At 60.6% G+C, this 19,832-nt stretch carries 16 protein-coding genes; 11 read left to right on the forward strand and 5 right to left on the reverse strand.

The window, feature by feature from the left end:
* The 6 genes from GX181_09895 to GX181_09920 form a co-directional block, all read left to right on the forward strand.
* Positions 1-1,375, forward strand: a 1,375-nt coding sequence (locus GX181_09895) for a DUF2207 domain-containing protein (GenBank protein ID NLM72251.1), incomplete at its 5' end; no start/stop codon positions are given.
* A 135-nt stretch (positions 1,376-1,510) separates the two neighbouring features.
* Positions 1,511-1,975, forward strand: coding sequence for a hypothetical protein (locus GX181_09900; protein NLM72252.1), 465 nt, complete (start codon positions 1,511-1,513; stop codon positions 1,973-1,975).
* Positions 1,976-2,053: 78 nt separating this feature from the next.
* Positions 2,054-3,805, forward strand: coding sequence for a S8 family serine peptidase (locus tag GX181_09905; protein ID NLM72253.1), 1,752 nt, complete (start codon positions 2,054-2,056; stop codon positions 3,803-3,805).
* 503 nt (positions 3,806-4,308) lie between these two features.
* Entirely contained in the window at positions 4,309-4,542 is a 234-nt protein-coding gene (locus GX181_09910; GenBank protein NLM72254.1) for a hypothetical protein, read from the forward strand.
* A complete protein-coding gene (locus GX181_09915; GenBank protein ID NLM72255.1) occupies positions 4,542-5,147 on the forward strand; it encodes an Ig domain-containing protein in 606 nt (201 codons plus the stop codon). The genes GX181_09910 and GX181_09915 overlap by 1 nt, the downstream gene beginning before the upstream one ends.
* Positions 5,148-5,236: 89 nt before the next feature.
* Entirely contained in the window at positions 5,237-5,815 is a 579-nt protein-coding gene (locus GX181_09920) for an Ig domain-containing protein (GenBank protein ID NLM72256.1), read from the forward strand.
* Here GX181_09920 and GX181_09925 read toward each other — a convergent pair.
* Positions 5,812-7,281, reverse strand: a complete 1,470-nt coding sequence (locus GX181_09925; GenBank protein ID NLM72257.1) for a right-handed parallel beta-helix repeat-containing protein — start codon at positions 7,279-7,281, stop codon at positions 5,812-5,814. The genes GX181_09920 and GX181_09925 overlap by 4 nt on opposite strands.
* A gap of 251 nt (positions 7,282-7,532) precedes the next feature.
* Here GX181_09925 and GX181_09930 point away from each other — a divergent pair, with 251 nt between their 5' ends.
* Together GX181_09930 and GX181_09935 are read left to right on the forward strand one after the other, a co-directional pair.
* A complete protein-coding gene (locus tag GX181_09930; GenBank protein ID NLM72258.1) occupies positions 7,533-9,365 on the forward strand; it encodes a S8 family serine peptidase in 1,833 nt (610 codons plus the stop codon).
* Entirely contained in the window at positions 9,362-11,116 is a 1,755-nt protein-coding gene (locus GX181_09935) for a S8 family serine peptidase (protein NLM72259.1), read from the forward strand. The genes GX181_09930 and GX181_09935 overlap by 4 nt, the downstream gene beginning before the upstream one ends.
* 387 nt (positions 11,117-11,503) lie before the next feature.
* Here GX181_09935 and GX181_09940 read toward each other — a convergent pair whose 3' ends face one another.
* Positions 11,504-12,646, reverse strand: coding sequence for a hypothetical protein (locus GX181_09940; GenBank protein NLM72260.1), 1,143 nt, complete (start codon positions 12,644-12,646; stop codon positions 11,504-11,506).
* 157 nt (positions 12,647-12,803) lie between these two features.
* Between GX181_09940 and typA the strand changes: the two genes are divergently transcribed.
* On the forward strand, positions 12,804-14,681 hold the full coding sequence (typA, locus tag GX181_09945; protein ID NLM72261.1) for a translational GTPase TypA: 1,878 nt from the start codon (positions 12,804-12,806) through the stop codon (positions 14,679-14,681).
* 166 nt (positions 14,682-14,847) lie between these two features.
* Here typA and GX181_09950 read toward each other — a convergent pair whose 3' ends face one another.
* Entirely contained in the window at positions 14,848-15,978 is a 1,131-nt protein-coding gene (locus tag GX181_09950; protein NLM72262.1) for a hypothetical protein, read from the reverse strand.
* Positions 15,979-16,338: 360 nt separating this feature from the next.
* Between GX181_09950 and GX181_09955 the strand changes: the two genes are divergently transcribed.
* Together GX181_09955 and GX181_09960 are read left to right on the forward strand one after the other, a co-directional pair.
* Positions 16,339-17,499, forward strand: coding sequence for an MFS transporter (locus GX181_09955; GenBank protein ID NLM72263.1), 1,161 nt, complete (start codon positions 16,339-16,341; stop codon positions 17,497-17,499).
* A gap of 111 nt (positions 17,500-17,610) precedes the next feature.
* Positions 17,611-17,781: a 4Fe-4S binding protein gene (locus GX181_09960; protein NLM72264.1), complete on the forward strand. Its 171-nt coding sequence runs from the start codon at positions 17,611-17,613 to the stop codon at positions 17,779-17,781.
* Positions 17,782-17,835: 54 nt separating this feature from the next.
* Here the strand turns inward: GX181_09960 and GX181_09965 are convergent, their stop codons facing one another.
* Both GX181_09965 and GX181_09970 read right to left on the reverse strand, forming a co-directional pair.
* Positions 17,836-18,183: a YbjQ family protein gene (locus tag GX181_09965; GenBank protein NLM72265.1), complete on the reverse strand. Its 348-nt coding sequence runs from the start codon at positions 18,181-18,183 to the stop codon at positions 17,836-17,838.
* Positions 18,180-19,832 (reverse strand): hypothetical protein (locus GX181_09970; GenBank protein ID NLM72266.1); only part of this gene is annotated, 1,653 nt, incomplete at its 5' end. The genes GX181_09965 and GX181_09970, both read right to left, overlap by 4 nt.

The raw sequence follows: 19,832 nt of genomic DNA on the forward strand, positions 1-19,832 counted from the left end.
GTTCTACACAGGCTGGCAGGGGGCGCGTGGACAGGCCGCGGAGGTGCTGCCCGGCGATATAGTCCGCACCACCGCCCCGCTCGGGCCCGGAGAGGGACTGACCGTCGTCTACACCTGGCCCAAGGGGGTCGTGACCCCGCCGAAGGTCCCCCTGGTCATTCGATTCTTCGACAGCTACAGGGTCCCCTTCATCATAGCTCTGCCCGTGATCCTGGCCCTTCTGTACTACCTGCTGTGGCTCCGCTGGGGCAAGGACCCCCCCATGCCTACGATCATCCCCCTCTTCTCGGCATCCAAGGGGCGCACCCCCGGCTTTCTCCGCTACGTCCGAAGGATGGGCGCGGACGACTCATGCTTCGCCGCCGACATAATGAACCTCGCCGTCAAAGGACACCTGACAATTGAGGACAGGACGCCCGAGGGAGGCATAGCCGGCTTCATGGCCAAGCTGGGCGGCAGATCCTTTGCCCTGCGCCGAAACGTATGCGACACCCCTCTGACCGTGACGGAGAGATTTCTCCTAAACACCCTGCTCCCCCACAAATTCGAGGTCATCGAACTGTCATCGGAGAACCACGAATACTTCAGCTCCGCGCGCAGCGGACTCTGGAGCGGGTACAAAGCCGAGGGCAAGATGCTCTTCTCCAAAAACACCGCCCTGTGGGCCATCGGCCTTCTGGTCCCGATACTCGGATTCGCCATGCTCTTCTTCCTCGGCGGACAGGAGGAGGTTGCCGCCATGTACATGGCCCTGGTATTCTCCCTCTCCCTCTCAGGGCTTCTGCTCAAGCACTCCGTCATGACCTTCAGGGAGGGCGGGGGCTTCTTCAAGAAGTTGTTCAGAAAGTTCCTGCCGGGCCTCTTCGCCCTTCTCTTCTCGCTGGGCCTCCTCTTCGTCCTCGGCCCGGGGCTCTTCTTCGTGACCCTCGCCGCCCTGGCCACCGCTGTGCTCATCGTGCTTTTCCACGATCTGATGACCGTCAGGACGGTGGAGGGCAACAGGGTGCTGGCCGAGGCCGAGGGCCTTGCCATGTACATGGGCACGGCGGAGAAGCACAGGCTGGAGATGTTCAACCCGCCGGAGGAGACCCCCGAGGTCTTCGAGGCCCTGCTACCCTACGCCTTCGCCCTCGGCGTGGCCGATACCTGGGCGAACAGGTTCGCGGACATGCTAAAGGAGAGACAGTATAAGCCCGAGTGGTACTCGGGCGTGGACATGACGGCCTTCTACACCGGCGCAGCCATAGCGAACATGGCCTCATCGGTGTCCGGCGCAATATCCTCCGCCTCGGTCGCCCCTGGCTCGATTTCGGGCGCCGGAGGAGGAGGCTCGTCCGGCGGAGGCGGCGGCGGAGGCGGGGGCGGTGGCTGGTGACGCCCTTAGCCCGACGCCAAGCTAAATACCGAATAAATAAACTAGAACTTTTCGAAGCCGTGCTATAATGACCGTGTACCAGTTGCAAGGCGAGTGAAGCACGTTTCGAGATCAGGAAAGGAGAGTGATGCGAAGATGAGGCTTATTGTACGCGGATTGATTTTCGGGGTGCTGGCGATTATGCTCCTGTCCGGGGCTATCCGGGTCTTCTCCGCCTCGGCGGCCGAGGCTCAGGGGACGCCGCTTCCCGAGGCGCCGAGGAAGTCAGAAGCGGTACCCGGGGAGTACCTAGTGCTGTTCAAGGCGAGGGAAAGCATACTGGCTCTCCAAGGGCCCGCAAGGGCAGGCGCGGTGGCCATGATGCTGGAGATGCAGGCCGAGCACCTCTTCGTCAAGTACGGGGTGATCGTGGAGGGGACCTACAGCGCGATCACCGAGTCCAACGGCAAGGGCATGTTCTTCGTTCGAAGCGAGAAGGCCGCAAAGGACCCGGAGTTCGCTCAGAAGCTGATCGAGGACATGAGGTCGGACCCGATGATCGAGGGAGTGTCGCCCAACGAGGTGCAGAGGGCGTTTACTTCGACTGCGGTCGTGGAATAGCACAAATAGCACAGGCTTTACTAGCCGACCGCAGGCAATTCATATTCCTATAACTATAGGGAGGATGGTGAAACAGCCATGAGAAGATTATTTGCGATTATCATCGCTGGATCGCTCCTGCTCGCGGGAGCTGCGTTCGCGGACACGCCCCTTCCCCGGGCCTTCATCTACGACGGGGCTCCGGTACTAGGAGAGCATGCCGACGGGGAGATATTGGTTATGCTAGAGGTCCCGGCGACCGGCGCTGCATACGAGGCGGCGCTGATGTCGTCCGGTCAGTCCGTGGCGGAGTCGATCGGCGCGCAAGCGGTCCAGACCTACGGTGCCATTGCGGCTGCGACCGGGAAGAACATCGTCCACATGAAGGGCGAGGGCAAGAGCACGGAAGAGCTGCTGACAGCCCTGAGCGGCAAACCCGGCGTGATAGGCGCATCGCCGAGCTACATCCAGCGTGCTATGCGGATCCCGGACGACCCTCGTTACGGCGATCTTTGGGGCATGCGAGCGATCAACGCACCGGACGCGTGGGATATCACGACCGGCAGCGAAAACGTATATGTTGGGATAATCGACACCGGCATAGACTACAACCATGAGGATTTGGCGGGGAACATCGGCCGCGACCTCGATAACAATATTGGACGCAACATAACCGGAGCCGACCCCACTGACCCCATGGACACTCAAGAACACGGCTCTCACGTCGCCGGTACAATCGGCGCGGTGGGCAACAACGCCATTGGCGTCACAGGCGTGAACTGGAAAGTAAGCCTCCTTGCAGTTCAGGTCTTTAAACCCGATGGCCTAGCCTACGATCCCGATGTCATCGCTGGATTGAACTATCTGCTTGCCCAGAAGAACAGAGGATTGAAACTCAGGGCGGTAAACATGTCAATTGGAGGGTGGAGACCGCCGATCGCCAATCCTGTCACAGACCCATACGGTAGTTCGATAAAGGCCCTGGCGGACGCGGGTGTAGTTATTGTGATAGCCGCTGGAAACGAGGGGCAGGATATTGACAACCCTACCGGCTACATGGATAACGACGGGTCTTGGGTAGATCTGCGCGGACTGCGCTGCTACCCCGCCTGCTTCCGCTTCGGCAACACGATAACCGTAGCGTCCATGACCGCAGACGGGACCCGCTCCGACTTCTCTAACTACAGCCCGAACTACGTTGATCTGGCAGCCCCCGGCAGCGCGATAATCAGCACCACCCCGGGGGACAAATACAAGTTTTTCCAGGGGACATCCATGGCCGCGCCTCATGTCGCGGGGGCCACAGCTCTCGTGGCCGCAGCACACCCGACAGAGACCGCCGCTCAGATCAAGGCGCGCCTGCTTGACTACGTGACGCCTAACGCGAACTTCAACGGCCTTGTCGACAAGAATGGTCACCTTAACGTGGATGCGGCCATAAGGGCTACGGCACCGACACCCCCGCCGGAAGACATCCCGGTGACAGGCATCACGGTCTCGCAGACTTCCCTAAGGCTGGCCGTCGGGCAGAGCGCTACGCTGACCGCCGTGATTGCCCCGGAGAACGCAACCAACAAGACAGTTGATTGGACTGCCACCAACCTCAACACTGTGATTGAAGGAGTGCAATCCGGACTGACTTGCGAAATTACGGGCCTTGCGAACGGCAGTTCCGTCGTAACGGTCACGACCGAGGATGGCGGTTTTTCGGCCACCTGCAACGTCACGGTCGGAACAGGCGGTGGTGGTGGAGGCGGCGGCGGATGCTCCGTCGGCGCGAGCGGCGCGGCAATGGCCGCGGTTCTATTGCTGGCCCCGATCGCCCTGCTCCTCGGGAAGGGATCGAAGTAGAGGCTGAATCAGTAACCGTTTAAGAGGCTATGCTTATAGAAACTATGGATGATAAAGAGAGGGAGACCTACGCTCCCTCTCTTTATTTTTTCGCTGCAAATCCCCTTGTTCGCCTCGGGCGTAAGGATGCTGAAAAGAGAAAAAACAGCCGCCACGGATCCATATTTACAAGATTTTGGTTTTCTTGTAATGTTGTGTTAGGATGATGATATTATGTTCTAAGGTAAAAAATACAATAGACGCAGGAGCGTGATATGGAGATAAGAATAATTTCAGGCAGATTGATTCTTGCTGTCCTGTTGATTGGCGCGCTCCGCGCGGGGCCGGACGGACGGGGAGCAACTTCTGCCTGAGGCGCCGAGGAGGTCCGAGGCAGTGCCCGGGGAGTATCTGCAGCTGTTAAGGGCGAGAGAGGCGTCTTGCCTCTGCAAAGGCCTTCAAGGGCCGACGCCGTGGCGATGATGCTGGAGATGTAGGCTGAAGTACTGTTCCTGAGGTATGGCGTGAACGTGGAAAACACTTACAGCGCCATTTCGGAGTCGAACGGGAAGGGGATCTTCTTTGTGCATAGCGATAAGGCCGCCAAGGATCCTGAGTTCGCAGAGAAGCTGCTTGAGAGGATGCGTTCCGGCCCGATAATCGATGGGGTCTCTCCCAACGAGGTTCAGAGGGCGGTCTCGGTGCCCGGTGACACCTCCAAGTTTACTATAACTGACCGTAAAAGGCGGTGTACATAATGAACTGGAAAAAAAAGTTATTTTGCTCTTTGGTATTCGGACTGCTCCTGATAGCCGGAGCAGCGTTTGCCGGCACGGTCCTTCCGGAGTTTTACACCTTCGACAGTGATCTTACAGAGGGCGAACACATTGACGGCGAGGCCCTCTCGACGCTTGAGTTTCCTTGCTGCCCGGAACCGGAACCAGATCCTGATCCGGACATTAGGGTTAGGAGCATCACGGTGTCGCCGACTTCTCTCGCGCTGGACGTCGGAGAGAGCGCTACGGTGACAGCAACGATAACCCCGGAGAACGCAACCGACAAGACAGTTAATTGGTCATTTGTCAGAGAAGGACGTGTGACTCTTAATCCAACCGGACTGACCTGTACCGTAACGGGCCTTTGGGACGGCAGGACCAGGCTGGTGGCCGAAACCCGTGATGGCGGCTTGAGAGCCACCTGCAACGTCACCGTCGGAACAGGAGGAAATGACCCCGACCCCGAGGACCCCGACGATCATAGCCCTGGCGGCGGTGGAGGCGGATGCTCCGTCGGCGGAACGGCCGTCCCGCTTGCGCTGCTCCTCGCGGCGCCGCTGGCTCTCCTGCTGAAGCGCAAGAAATAGCGGTTGTATTATAATCATGAGGAGGGGATAATCCCCTCCTCTTTTTTTCTGTTTGACTTGCCCTCGATAAATAAGGGAGGGTTGCGGTTTTGAGAAGAAGGATGATCGTCTGCTTCGCATCTGCCCTGGCCTTGCTGCTCCTCGCTTTCAGAGCCGGGGTGCGTCCGAGGACGGGTTGGCTTTCGGCTCCACCTGTGACGGAGGTTCGCCCGGAGATGGAGCTTCTCCCCGAAGCCCGCCGAACCGGCGTAAAGCAGGAGGGGCGTGCCGCAAGTGAATTTCGGCCGGACGAGGGCGGCGCGCCCGGTGCAACGAGCGCCCGCACCTCTCTTGAAACAGAAGCGGGCGACGCAGCCGTGCCGAAGGTCGCCGTCGAGAGGATCACGGTCCACCCCAAAACCCTGCGCCTCAGGCTCGGCATGAGCGACCACCTGACGGCGGAGATATTCCCCCCCGACGCGTCCGACAAGACGGTGATCTGGCAGTCGAGCTACCCTTGGGTCGCGGAGTGCAATCCCTCGGGGATGACCGCCAGGGTGACGGCGGTCTCCGTCGGCGAATCCCTGGTCATTGTCGGAACGAGGGACGGAGGGCACACCGCCATGTGCACAGTGATCGCCACGGCGCAATTCGCCCCGGACGGCGGATGCTCGGTGGGCGGTTATTAGCTCCCTTTTTTCACGAGCAGGACCAGAGGCAGAACAAGAAGAATCGCCCCCGGGAGAACGTTCGACACGTCGCATCCGCCACCACCGCCGCCTCCCGGCGCAGCATCGGCTTCGTATGAGCCGATGTCGAAGCCTCCACCCTGCGGACGCGGCCTGCCGCGCTGGTCAACGTCGGGCGCTGTTGCAGGGGTTCCGGAATCTATGGCCGAGCTGCCTGTCCCGAGCGCATGAGTCAGGGTCGGGCCGCCGTTGTCGGCGAGAGGCCCCAGCTTGGGATCTTCGGTGATGATCGTGTTGCCGGACACGCCTTGCCCGATGACACAGTAGGTCACCGTGGGGGTCGCACCCTGTCCATTTACTATGTCCGTGCCGGGGTTTCCCCACAGGATGCAGTTGGTGATCACGGCGAAATTCGCTCCGTCATTGTAGATGCCGCCGCCTTTCATGCTTCCCGGCACCTCGTTCCCGGTCAGCGTGCAGTTGATTATCGACGGATTGCTCGGGTCGCCCCAGAATTTGCTATTATACACTCCCCCGCCCATTGACGTCGCCTCGTTCTGGGTGAAGGTGCAGTTGACGATCAGCGGGTGGCACCCGTCGACGTTCGCAATTCCGCCGCCGTTGCTCTCCGACCTGTTCTTGAAGAAGGTGCAGCCGGTCACCGTGGGAGAGCTTCCTTCGTAGTTGTATATCGCACCTCCGCTTGCCTCGGCCTCGTTCATTCGGAAGGTGCAGTTCAAGAAAGACGGTGAGGCCTTGTTCACCAGCACGGCGCCGCCTTGAAGCCCGGAGCTGTTTCTATTGAAGAGAGAGTTCTCGAAGGAGGGCCCGTCGTTCTCTATCGCGACCGCACCTCCTCGTTCCTTCGCGCGGTTGGCGGTGAAAGAGCAGTTCCTGACCGTGACCTTGCTGTCCTTGCAAATCAGGCCGCCGCCGTTGGACTGGTACTGGTTGCCGCCCGAGGCGTCCCCTCCGGTGATCACGACTCCGTCCAGCACAGCCGTGGCATCGGCCCCCTCCGCCAACACGACCGTATAGCTGTTCGAGCCGTTGATCACAAGGGTGACTCCATCGGCGTCCCTCGTATCGTTGTTATCGATGTCTCCTGTGAGCACCGTGAGATTCGCCTGCGGGTCGCGCTGGTCGAGGGAAGTCTCGTCCCCCTTGAAGCCTCCGTAGATGGATGTACCGGATACCAACTTAAAGCACGCGTTTCTGTCCGACACGGCTCCTGGCGCATAGGCGCCGCGGGCGAGCCAGAATTCCGCATCCGGCGTCGTCGAGTGGACCGTACGGAAGTCCTCAAGGCTGAGCGCATTCTCCCAGCTGGAACCGTCCCTGGGGTCGTTGCCCCCGTTTACCGTCACCCTGAACACCGCTCCCTCCGCAAGCGAGGCGAACAGCGCGACGAACAGGATCGCCAGGGCCACGAAGGCCGTCATGGTTTTCCCTGCGTGTTTTGACACTTGAACCACCTCTTCCTTTAATAATCCCGAAGACCGACCGACGAGCAGTCGTGTCGCGAACAAAAATAAGATACTCCATTCAGCCGTTTTTGTAAACATTACTCTTTTTGGCGAGATTTCTGCATGCTTATGATGGACGCCCCCGGCGCACACGGGGTGGCCTCTGCAAAACGTGCTAAAATAGGCCGTATTCCGTTCCACTCGCGAGACCAAAACAAGGGAGAGGGAAAAATGAGATGAAGCTTTTATCCATGGATTTTTTCAAAAGGCCGCTGATCGTCTTGGTCCTGGCGCTGGCGTTCGCGGCGGGCGCAGCGTTCGGGGACGAACCGCCAAGCGTAGTCTATACCTACGACGGCGCCCCGGTGCTCGGGGAGCACGTGGACGGCGAGGTGATGGTGCTGCTTGAGGCCCCGGCGGCTGCTGTGTATGCTACCGGTGCGGCGCTTGAGGCGGCGCTGATATCCTCCGGTCAGTCGGTGGCTGAATCGATCGGCGCCACTGCTGTCCAGACATACAGCGCCATAGCCGCCGACAACGGCAGGAACATCGTCTACATGAAGAGCGAGGGCAAGAGCACCGAGGAGCTGCTGACGGCCCTAAGCGGCAAGCCCGGCGTCGTCGGTGCCGCACCGAACTACATCATGCGTGCTTTAGATACCACTCCCAACGATCCGAGGTACGGAGAACTCTGGGGAATGAAGGCGATCAACGCCCCGAATGCGTGGGATACAAGCACGGGGAAAGCGAGTGTGATAGTCGCGGTCATAGACACTGGCATAGACTACAAACACGAGGACCTCAAAGATAACATTGAGGTGGATGCCGACAGCAATCAGGGATTTAACGCCATAGCGAACGACAACGACCCGATGGACGATGAGGGACACGGCACTCACGTGGCCGGAACGATCGGCGCGGTGGGAAGCAACGACATAGGAGTCACGGGAGTCTGCTGGAAGGTCGGCCTGCTGGGTGTGAAGGTGCTGGACAATAAAGGCTACGGCACTGGCAATACAATAATCGCAGGCTTGGAGTACGTGAAGCAGCAAAAAAACAAGGGGCTGAACGTCAGAGTGGCCAACATGTCGCTAGGCGGCTGGATGCGTCCGATCAAAAACCCCGAGACCGACCCGTACGGTGCCGCTTTCAAGGCTCTGTCGGACGCCGGTGTGGTGATGGTCTTCGCGGCGGGCAACGAGTTCCAAAATATCGACAGGCCCGGCGGACGGGATTCGGACCCCCATAACCCGGGGACGAGCTACAAGGGCAAGCTCGCCTACCCCGCCTGCTTCCGCTTCGAGAACACCATAACCGTCGCGGCGATGGACGAGGACCGCACCCGCTCCGAATTCTCCAACTACAGCAAGTACTATGTGGACTTGGCCGCGCCTGGCGGCGGAATTCTGAGCACAATCCCCGACTATAAATACGGTAAAGCCAGCGGCACCTCGATGGCCGCCCCTCACGTGGCGGGCGCGGCGGCGCTGCTTGCGGCGGCTCATCCAGGGGAGACTGAGGGGCAGATCAGGGCGCGCATCCTGCGCGGGGTCGCGCCCAACCAGAACTTCAAAGACAAAGTGGCCTTCGACGGGCACCTGAACCTGGCAGCGGCCATGGAAGGCGCCGCTCCCGCTCCTGTGCCGCCGATCCTTCCTCCGGATCCCCCCGAGCCCACACCTCCCGAGCCAACACCACCGGAGAAGAGGGTGACCGGGGTTTCGCTCTCCGATGCGGAGCTTTCCTTGAAACTGGCCATGAGTGGCAATCTGACGGCCTACGTGATGCCCGAGGACGCTACGGACAAAACCGTGACCTTCTCATCGAGCAATCCGAGGGTCGCCGAGTGCTCGCACGCTCCTGAAGAGCAAACAGCGGTGATCATAGGACGGACAGAAGGCACCGCGGTAATCACTGTGACAACGAACGACGGCGGCTATACGGACGATTGCGTGGTAACGGTCAGGGACATTTCCGACAGCGGCAGCGGCTGTTCGACGGGGGCTTCGGGGGGCGCTGCGGCCGCGCTGGCTATGCTGGTCCTCCCGGTCGTGTTGCTTCTTCGGAGGGCGACAGATAGATGAGGCAGAACAGAATACCCGCTCGTTATCGTCCGTGCCTTCGCCCCTTCAGCGCCATAGGGATGGCGTCGTTCTTGCTGCTCGCGTCGGTCGCGTTCGCCGGCTCTGCCCATGCCATTCCCGGAGAGTACGCGCCGGGAGAGGCCCTGGTGCTTATGGAGATTCCCCCGGCTATCTCGGCTGCGAGCGGAGAGCCCTTCCAGACGGGTTTTTCCTCCTCGGCCCGCGATCTGGCTGAGTCGGTCGGGGCTCATGCTCTTCAGACCTACGGAGCAATCGCGGCCGGAGGAGGCCCGGGCATAGTGCATATCAAGAGCGACACTGACGATACACAGCGGCTTATCGAACTGCTGAGCGCCAAGCCCGGCGTGATCGATGCCTCCCCCAACTATATTTCCTACGGAGCCAAAACCCCGAACGACCCTCTGTTCGGCAGCCTCTGGGGGATGAAGTGCATCAATGCCCCCGGGGCCTGGGACCTCTCCACCGGAGCGGAGGACGTCGTGGTGGCCGTGATCGACTCCGGCATCGACAGGAAACACGAGGACCTGTCCGCCAACGTAGTAAGGGACAAGGATGGCAAGTGGGGCTTCGACGCCGTCAACAAGGACAGGGACCCGATGGACGACCAAGGGCACGGGACACACGTCGCAGGGATAATAGGCGCAACCGGCAACAACGGAAAGGGTGTCGCAGGCGTCTGCTGGAAGGTCGGACTGCTGGCGGTAAAGGTGCTTGACGCGGAGAACAGGACGTTCGACTCGCAGATCATCGCCGGTATCAACTACTTGCTGGACCAGAAGAGCCGCGGCATGAACATCCGCGCGGCCAACATGTCGATCACAGGCTGGCGCCAGCCCATCGTCGATCCGGAGAAGAACTCATACGGAGCAGCCGTAAAGGCCCTGTCGGACGCCGGAGTGGTCCTGGTGGTAGCCGCGGGCAACGAGGGTCAGAACCTGGACCTGCCGGAGAAGTTCTACGACTGGCAGAAGTTTGAGTGGGTGGATTTACGCGGGCAGAGAGCCTACCCGGCCTGCTTCACCTTCAACAACATGATCACGGTGGCGGCTATGACCGGCGGCTGGGAGAGGGCGTCGTACTCCAACTACAGCCCGAACTTCGTCCACGTAGCCGCGCCGGGCAGCGAGATAATCAGCACCCTTCCCGGTAACAGGTACGACAAGGACAACGGGACATCCATGGCCGCTCCTCACGTCACCGGGACAGCGGCCCTGCTCGCCGCCCGGTTTCCCAAAAAGACCGCAGCGGAGATAAGGGCGCGCATACTGAATAACATCGCCTCCAACGGAAACTGGACCGGCGCGGTCGTCTTCGACGGAATCCTTGACGCGGAACAGGCCATGAACGCCGCGGACCCGAGGGTTCCGGCCAAGAGCATCGTGATAACGCCCGAAAAAGTCGCTCTCTCGGGTAGGGCCGACATCGAGGTAACCGCCTCGTTGCTGCCCAAGAACTCCGATGGCGGGGAGCTTGTCTGGCTCTCGTCGAACCCGTCGGTTGCCACGGTAGAGAGGACGGACGGCGGCGCAAAGATCACCGGCCTGGCCGACGGCAGAGCCTCGATCAAGGCTTACGCCCCCGCAAGCGGCGTGACCGCCGAGGTAAGGGTAACCGTCAGCAATGCCGGGCCTCCCGCAATAGGGCAGAGCGAGGGGTGCAACTCCGTTGGAGTTGCCCCGGAGTGGGTCGTGCTGTTTGCAGCCCTGGCGCCCCTCCTGAAGAGGAGATAGCAAACACGAAAAAGGGGAGGGGGTGTTCTCCCTCCCCGTTCTGATACGGGCTAAACCGGACGATCGTTGCCAGTATTTCTCAAACAACCAACTCCCGGTGTTGCAGTTATTTCCTCTTCCTCACGTGTTTCAGTCTCAACTGCCTGTTGCCTTTGTTCTTTGGTTCTCGTTTCGTGGATGTGTTACTGTCTTTGGTACCAGGCTCTTCCCGACTTGTTGCTCTAGTTCTTGATGTTGCTTTTCTCCGTCCGGATAACCCGTTGACCATATTTTAGCCCCTGTTTCATGATTCGTCAACCATGTATACGTGGCATTATGCATGAAATAATCCTTATTTCTTACCGGTAGCGCTTAATTTCTCCAATTTTCTTCCAGACTGCGGAAATTCTACACTCCAGGCGATAGGAAGACGTTGACGAAGCTACCGACCCTCTCTTTCCACATGGAGAAGAGCTTTGCCGAGATCAGGGCCGACAGGGTGAAGTAGTCGTCCTTCGCCCCTCCGAAGGAGTCGTCCTCGAGGGCCTTCTCGTATAGTTCCGCGGGCAGGGTGAAGATCATGTCCCCCTGGTGCCTGTCGGTGTACTGCACAGGGCTGCATCCGACCGCCATCCGTCCTGTCTCGTCCGCGTAGATGGTCACTGTGTACTCCACGGGGCCTATATCGCCCACGTTCAATGTAACCCTCTGCTTTCGGGTGAAGCCCTTGTCCTTGAGGGCCTGAAAGCTATCGAAGTGCGTCCAGTACTCGATTTCATCGACGATATACCAGTGACGCACGTAGTTGGCCATCTTGCGCGTGAAGCGGGAGAGCCCCGGATCGTCCGGTTTCTCCGACAGTGCATCCTTCGACGGGACTCCGTCCTGCACCGCGTTCCAAAGGAAGGCGGAGAGAGCCGAAGCGTCCTCGTAAAAGAGGGAGAAGCCAAGAAGCGCGGCGGCGGCGGCGATGCGAGGGGCATCGTACCATCGGGCCGGCGCGACGGAGGCGAGCTTCCTGGTGACACCGGACTTTTTCAGGTCCACCACGGTCCTGCCGCCGTCGGAGTAGGCACCGGGGTGCTCGCCGAATATCTCCTCGTCGGATGAGCGCGGGAAAAAAGGGAGGAAGAAGCCGTGTCTCTCCCCTTCCGTAAGATCAAGAAGCCAGAGACGGCACCTTCTATCGTCGTGTAGCATCGCGAAGTCCGTCTCGTCGAATATGGCGCGGGGCGTGTGCAAAAGGTCGGACATGAAGATGACCGAGTGCCACAGAAGCCCTTTGAACACCGGATCCTGGGCGTAGCGGTAGAGCATGCGCCTGACGGGCTCCTCCAGCTGTTCGACGTTGTAGGCATTGGACTTCCCCTTGGCGCCTTTGAGCGTGATCGTCCTGTCCTCTTTCTCAAGCCATCTGAAGGGCATCAGTTTGCGCTTGTCCTTGCCCCTGTTGACCACTACAAGGCGAGGGCACGCACCCTTGGTCCAAACCTGCAGCGAGAGCCCCTCGTCTATGTCCTCGCCGCATACCACAAGGCCCTTGTCTTTCATTGACCGCACTCCTTAAATAATCTCTTAGACTATATTATATATCGTATGCCATTTATATAATCGCCGAGAATACGATTGATTTTGCCGAGCCACCATTGTATCATTATGGTTTGCGGAAGAATTCACATCTGTGCCGCATCCGGAGGAACGAGACCTAATGAAAAGAGCGGAGCACATTCGCAACATAGCAATAGTAGCACATATCGACCACGGCAAGACGACACTGATCGACTCGATATTCAGGGCCGCGCAGGTCTTTCGGGAGAATGCCCGTATCGAGGAGCGAGTGATGGACAACGACGACCTCGAGCGAGAGAAGGGGATCACCATCAGGTCCAAGCACTGCACTGTGGAGTGGGAGGGCTGCAGGATAAATATAATCGACACTCCCGGCCACGCGGACTTCTCCGGCGAGGTAGAGCGAGTTCTGTCGACCGTCGACTCGGTACTGCTCCTTGTCGACGCCGGAGAGGGGCCGATGCCGCAAACTCGCTACGTGCTGTCGCAGGCACTGGGCATGGGGCTCAAGCCGATCGTCTATATCAACAAGGTGGACCGGAAGGAGGCAGACCCGCAGGCGGCTCTGAACGCGACGTTCGACCTCTTCCTGGAGCTTGGAGCTACGGACGAGCAGGCGGACTTTCCCGTGCTTTACGGCTCCGGGCTGTCTGGCTGGGCGGTCTCCGACCCGGGAGAGATCAAGAACGGCGCAACCAGAGGGATGGACGCCCTCTTCGAGTGCATTGTAAAGCACGTGGAACCGCCGCTGGCCGACGAGGAATCGCCTTTCCTGATGCAGGTGAGCACCCTGGCCTGGAACGAGTACACCGGTCGCATGGGATGCGGAAAGATCCTGCAGGGGAGGATCCGCAGGGGCGACGAGTTCGTTCGAACCGCCACCGCCTGGCAGAACAGGGAGGACAGGAGCAATCAGAACTACGTCATAACGGACAGGGAGCAGTCGCGCATCGCGCAGGTTTTCATCACGCGAGGCCTGGAGAGGATCGAGGCCGACGAGGCGGGCGCGGGGGACATAGTCTGGATCACTGGCCCGAAGGAGATCGGGATAGGAGACACTCTCTCCTCCCCGGAGCTTGAGGGCTTCCCCCTGCCGCCGCTGGAGATAGAGGAGCCGACAGTGTCAATGTTCTTCCTGGTGAACACCGGCCCCTTCGCCGGCGACGAGGGGCGCCCCGTGACCCTGCGACAGCTGAGGGCGCGTATAGAGAAGGAGCTGCACACGAACGTGGCTCTGCGGATGGAGGACCTTGGCCGCGCCGACGGTGTCAAGGTCTCCGGTCGCGGGGAGCTTCAGCTCGCGATACTCATCGAGGAGATGAGGCGCGAGGGGATGGAGTTCTGCGTGTCGAAGCCGGAGGTCATCACGGAGGATCACGACGGGACTACTTTCGAGCCCATGGAGGACCTGGTCGTGGACATCCCGGAGGAGTACCAGGGGGTCGTCTACGAGAGGCTGTCGCAGCGCAAGGCCAGGGTCAGCGGCATGGAGAACCTGCGCACGGGGCTTGTTCGGCTCCTGTTCACCGTGCCGACACGGGGGTTGATAGGCTACAGGGGGGAGTTCATGACGGACACGCGAGGGCTGGGGATCATGTCGTCGCGCTTCTCCGGTTACTCACCCTGGACCGGCGAGATCGCCGCGCGCAACAGGGGGGCGCTGGTCAGCCTGGACACGGGCGAGGCCACCGGGTACCAGATCGAGAATCTGCAGGAGCGGGGCACGATGTTCATCTCCCCGATGGACAGGGTCTACGCCGGGATGATAGTCGGCGAGAACTCGCGCCCCGGCGACATGCCGTGCAACCCGACCAAGAGAAAGCAGGCCACGAACCACAGGGCCTCGACCAAGGAGTTCACCGTCAAGCTGGACGTGCCCAGGAGGATGACGCTGGAGAAGGCCCTTGAGTGGATAGCGGGCGACGAGCTGGTGGAGGTGACGCCGAAGTCGATCCGGCTTCGCAAGACGATCCTGGACGACAACGAGCGAAGAAAGGCAAGAAGGGCGAGCGCCTGAGCAGCCAGGACCAGGCGCCAGGGCGAGATCCCTCACATTCGCTCGGGATGACAAAAACCGCCGTCTATGTCATCCCGAACGAGCGAAGCGAGGAGGGATCTCGCCTTTGACGGCGCCTCTCATGAGATCCCTCCCCTAGTCGCTGTGCTCCTCGGGATAGCACCGGTCAGTCGATCGGGACCTCCAGCGTAACTGTCGTTCCCCTGCCGGGCGAGCTCTCCACCTTGAGCTCGCCGCCTATCATCCTGGCCCTCTCCCTCATGTTGACCAGGCCCCAGGCACCGCGCTCCTCGGCCTTTGCGTTCGCCTCGGTCACGTCGAAGCCTTTTCCGTCGTCGACTATCTTTACACTCAGAAATCCGAGGGAGAGGTTGACCGTTATCCTGACTTTGGCTGCCTGCCCGCCTCGCACAGCGTTGATGACCGCCTGCTGGATTATCTTGTAGACCGCCGTGCGCTTCTGCAGGGAGAGCACGTCCGCTCCTCCCTCGATCCTAAAGCGGACGTCGCAGCCGGAGAAGCTCTTGATCTCGTTGACCAGGCGGCCCAGGGGCACGAACAGTCCCTCCCTCAGGCCGGACGGGTTGAGCTGAAACAGGAACGAGCGCATCTCCTCCAGCGCGTCGGCAAGATGGAGCCTGGTCCTGGACAGCTCGTCGCCGAGGCGGTCCAGATCTCTCCTGTCGAGGTACTCCTTGGAGATGTCCAGCATCAGGCCCACGCCGGCGAACTTCTGAACAGGGCCGTCGTGAAGGTCTCTGGAGAGGGACATGCTCTCGCGCTCCGCGAGCATCATCGAGGCCAGCAGGGGATTGTCGCCGCCCGCGCCGGTTAGCTCGTCCACGTCGTCGAAGCTCATGTTGAGCAGGTTCAAAGCGATGCGGAAGCGGTTCCCCATCTCCTCGCTTCTGACCAACAGCTTCTCTATGCGGCGCTCCTCGCGAGCTATATCGTCCCTCTGGCGGGCCAGAAGCTTCTCCCGCTCCTCGAAGGCCCCTCTGACCCTCATGAGCCTGGCGGCGTTCTCGTAGGCCTCCTTCTCGCGTCTCTCGTCACCCGAGCGACTGGCGGTAAGCAGGACGGCGCGGGACCTGCGATAGTCGGCCTCCGCCTTGTCGGCGGCCTTGATCGCTTCGTCAAGCTCTTTTATTATCTCTTCCTTACGCGCGCGATATTCGAACAGCCTCTCGCGCTCCTCCTCCCTGAAGGCGGAGATGCTGTCGATGCTGTAGTTGATGGCCTCGCTAGTCTTGTCGCGTATCTCTTTCAGCCTGTGCGGCAGGTCTACGACCGCCATTCGCACCTCCTCCTTTTCACCGGGACTTTGGTACTTTCGCACGTACATTCTAACGCTGAAATGCGCCTCTGGCAATTCCAGGCGAAAGAGCTAAAATGGACTGTGCAGTCATCCCGAGGAGCCGCAGGCTGCGAGGGATCTCGGGGTCAAGCCAGTGCCTGCCATGAGATCCCTCCCCTCGTCGCTGTGCTCCTCGGGATAGCGATCGGCACGAACGGAAAAAACGCCCGTTCGGCCGCCTGCTTACCTCCCGCTGGTCGTCGGGATGACTATACGAAGCTGGTCGTCGGGATGACACCGTCAGTTCGGGACGACGGCGTGAAACCGGATGTTCAGGATTCTGCAAAGGAGGCGCTTGACATGATCATCGCACTTATCCTGGGATGGGCCGTGCTGTACGCGGATCGTACAGCGCTCTATCCCCTTCTATCCATCATAGCGGAGGCGCTTGACATATCCTCGGCCAGGGCCGGTGCCATCTCCAGCGCCTACTTCCTGTTTTACGTGCTGCTTCAGATCCCCAGCGGGTTCGCCGCGGACAGGTGGGGGGGAAGGCGCGTCCTGATCGTGATGTTCGCCCTGTCGGGCCTGGGGATTCTCGGCTTCGGCCTTTTCGGCGACTCCTTCACGCCGCTGCTTCTCTTCTCCGCCCTGCACGGGGCGGGGGCGGGCGCTTACTACCCCTGCTGCTTCGGGCTGATAATGGCGGCCGTACCGCCTGAGAAACGCGGAATCAGCTCCGGCCTGATAGGGATGGGGATGGCTCTCGGCATACTTGGAGGGATGGCGGCGAGCGGGCCTCTCTACGAGTTCTTTGGAAACTACCGGCAGCCCTTCCTGGTCCTTGCCGTGCCGACCGTGCTGATGCTTCCGGCGTTTTTCCGCTTGCTCCCCGACGCGGAGAGCACGGCCGGCTCTCCCCCGCTTTCGGTCTACCTTAGGCTCTTTCGCGACAGGGATATCTGGAAGATCAACATGGCCACTTTCTGCTCCCTGTACGGCTTTTGGACGGCGGCCACGTGGGGGCCGACCTTCCTGCAGGCCGAACGGGGCTTCTCCCTGTCGGGCGCGGGGCTCTACACGGGATTGATAGCCCTATCGGCCCTGCCGGGCGGGGTGCTCTGGGGGAGGCTGTCCGACAGGTTCGGTCGGAAGAGGGTGGCATCGCTGGTGCTGCCCGCGAGCGGAGTCGCGCTCTTCATGCTCGCAAGAGTCCAGGGGGCGCCTCTGATTATCTTCACCCTTCTGCTCTTCGGCCTGTTCAGCAACACGGCCTTCTCTCCCGTGGCGGTCTCGTGGGTCGGCGATATCGTCAGCAAACGTCACCCCGGGTCGATGAGCGCGGCGGTCGGCTTTTTCAACGCGATAATTATGTCTTCAGCCGTGGTAGCCCCGGTCGTATCCGGATTTTTGCGGGACGTCACCGGCTCCCTGTCGGGTGCGATCTTCGCGGGGGCCCTTCTTATTTTCTGTGGTTCCGTGCTGTTGCTGCTGACCCCGGAGGCGGGCGAGATCGACTAGGAGAGTTCCATGGGCGCGGGTAAAAAACGAAGTTGCCCGAAAAAAGAAAGCGTTGTATAATCATCCGCGGCAAATGCGTCAGAATATCCCTTGTTGAGGAGGAATGTGTTTATGGCGAAGGCTGTTGTAGATCCGGAAGCGTGCATCGGCTGCGAGACCTGCGTCGGGACCTGTCCGGTGGAGTCCATCTCGATGGTCGACGGCAAGGCGGTTGTCGATGATTCCTGCATCGAGTGCGGGAGCTGCGTATCCGTCTGTCCCGTGGACGCGATAACCCAGTAACGTGCGATGCCCCTCCCTTTAAAGGGAGGGGCGTTTTTTACTCTGCGACAGGGTTCAGGCCCTGTCCTCCAGCTCCGCGAAGCGAACGGCCGTGCCGTAGGCAATTATCTCCGCGGCACCGGTCGATATGCTTGTGGTCGACAGCCTAAAGCCAATGACCGCGTTCGCACCCATCTTCCTGGCCTGCTCTCCCAGCCTCTCCGCAGCCAGCTCCACCGCCTGGTCTATCATGGCAGTGTAGCGGGTAAGCTCCCCGCCCACGGTCCAGTTCCTGACGTTGGAGGCCACATCCTGGACCAGCGATTTCGACAGGCAGCACGAGGCCGTAACACATCCGAGGTACTCGCACCTCTTGCCGGGGATCACGTCGACCGTCAGCACGGGTATTTTTTTGTTGCTCATTCTTTCTTATCGTCTCCTTGCCCTGTTTTAGATGTCTCCCCGAACACGTCGGGGGCCCTCTGGACGGAGTCCTCCGTGTAGCGCGAGGCGGGGGCGCGCAGTGCGTCGAGAAGTTTTTTCAAGGCGCCGAATACGATACCCGCGAAGGCGAGAAGCAGCAGGACGAGCAGCAGGTAGCGAACTATGGCCCCCGCCCCCTTCAGTGTGTCGTAGATGAATCGGCCCGCCGGATACCTCTTTATCTTCCAGGCGAAGCGGACGAGCTCCGGATCCTTCAGGTCCTCGAACGGGTAGCCTTCCACCACGCAGTCGATGCTCCACCGAGCGAGTTCCTTGCCCTGCGCCCCGGCCTCATCTGTCGCGTGCACGTCCCATAGCGCGACCGCTCTCTCCCCTCCCCTGCGGAATACCTCCAGCAGGTCGGCCCTCTCCTCCGGGCGAACGGGCGCTGCGCCCATCCTTCCCATGTTCTTCCCCCTGATCTCGGAGATCCTCAGCAGGTCGAATATGTCTTCGCTGCTCCAAGAGGTCCAGAACTCCACTCCGTAGTCGCGAAGGAAGATGGAGGTCGCCTCCGGGTAGGCCATGACGGCCGGCTCCAGGGTATCCATGGGTCGATCGCCGTCGAATATGGCGACGAGCTTCCGGGAATCGGGCGCTACAGAGCTCCAGACCCTCGAAAAGACCTCCGTCTTCACCCCGATCTTGGCCATCAGTTCCACGGGGATGCCGTCGAGAGGAACCCCCTCCTGGATCAGGTGAAAGAGGCCGCGCGCCGCATCCCTGTCCCCTTGTATCGAGGGGATGAAGTCGAGCGTCCGGTTGAGCAGGTTCCAGTTTACGTCTGCTCCCTTCCACTCCGTGAAGATGTAGTTTTCCGCTCCCAGCTTGTTGACGCCTCGCAGAAAGTCCGCCCCCCACTTCTTGTACAGTTCGATGAAGAGGCTCTCGTCGTCCCTTGAGAGCAGGGCGAGGTCGCCCCTGTCGGGGGAGTCGATCAGCATCGACTGGAAGAACTCGACCGGCTCCTGCGAGAGGGTGTAGCCGAACGCCTCCCACAGGGAGAGCACCTTCTGCAGAAGGGGCTGGAACTCCACGCCTCTCTCCAGCTCCCGGTCCACGTAATTACGGACGTGCTCGGAGGACGCCAGCACCCGGGCGCAGCGGATCATCGACATGGCCTCGTGGCGGCACACCCTCTCCCAGTTGCCGAGTATGGAGTTGACGTTGCGCTCCATCTCCTGCTTCATGGAGGGTAGAGCTCCATCGGGGCTCTTGTTCCAGACGGTCTCCACCGTCACGTCCGCCGTGTACTCCGCCAGGAAGCTCTTCCTGAGCTCCTCCTCGAAGACGGTCCTTGCCTGTCCCATCTGGATCCCCTCGTACAGCAGCATGCCGACCCCTATCACCGGGATGATGCGCGACAGAACCTTGCCGCCGATCTTCATCACGGCCATGTTCATCATGCGCTGAATGAGCTTGCGCCCCAGGAGAGTGAGCACCAGCCCTCCGACCAGTCCGACGCCGGAGGCCAAGCGCCCCCTGTCTGCCTGCTCGCCTGTGAGGGCTATGGTCAGGGCGGCTCGCTCCGTCTTGGGCAGGGGCAGAGTGTTGTAGAGGGGCAATCTCTCCTTGATCGTGTCCACAAA

This window comes from Synergistaceae bacterium (assembly GCA_012521675.1).
GTDB lineage: Bacteria > Synergistota > Synergistia > Synergistales > Aminobacteriaceae > JAAYLU01.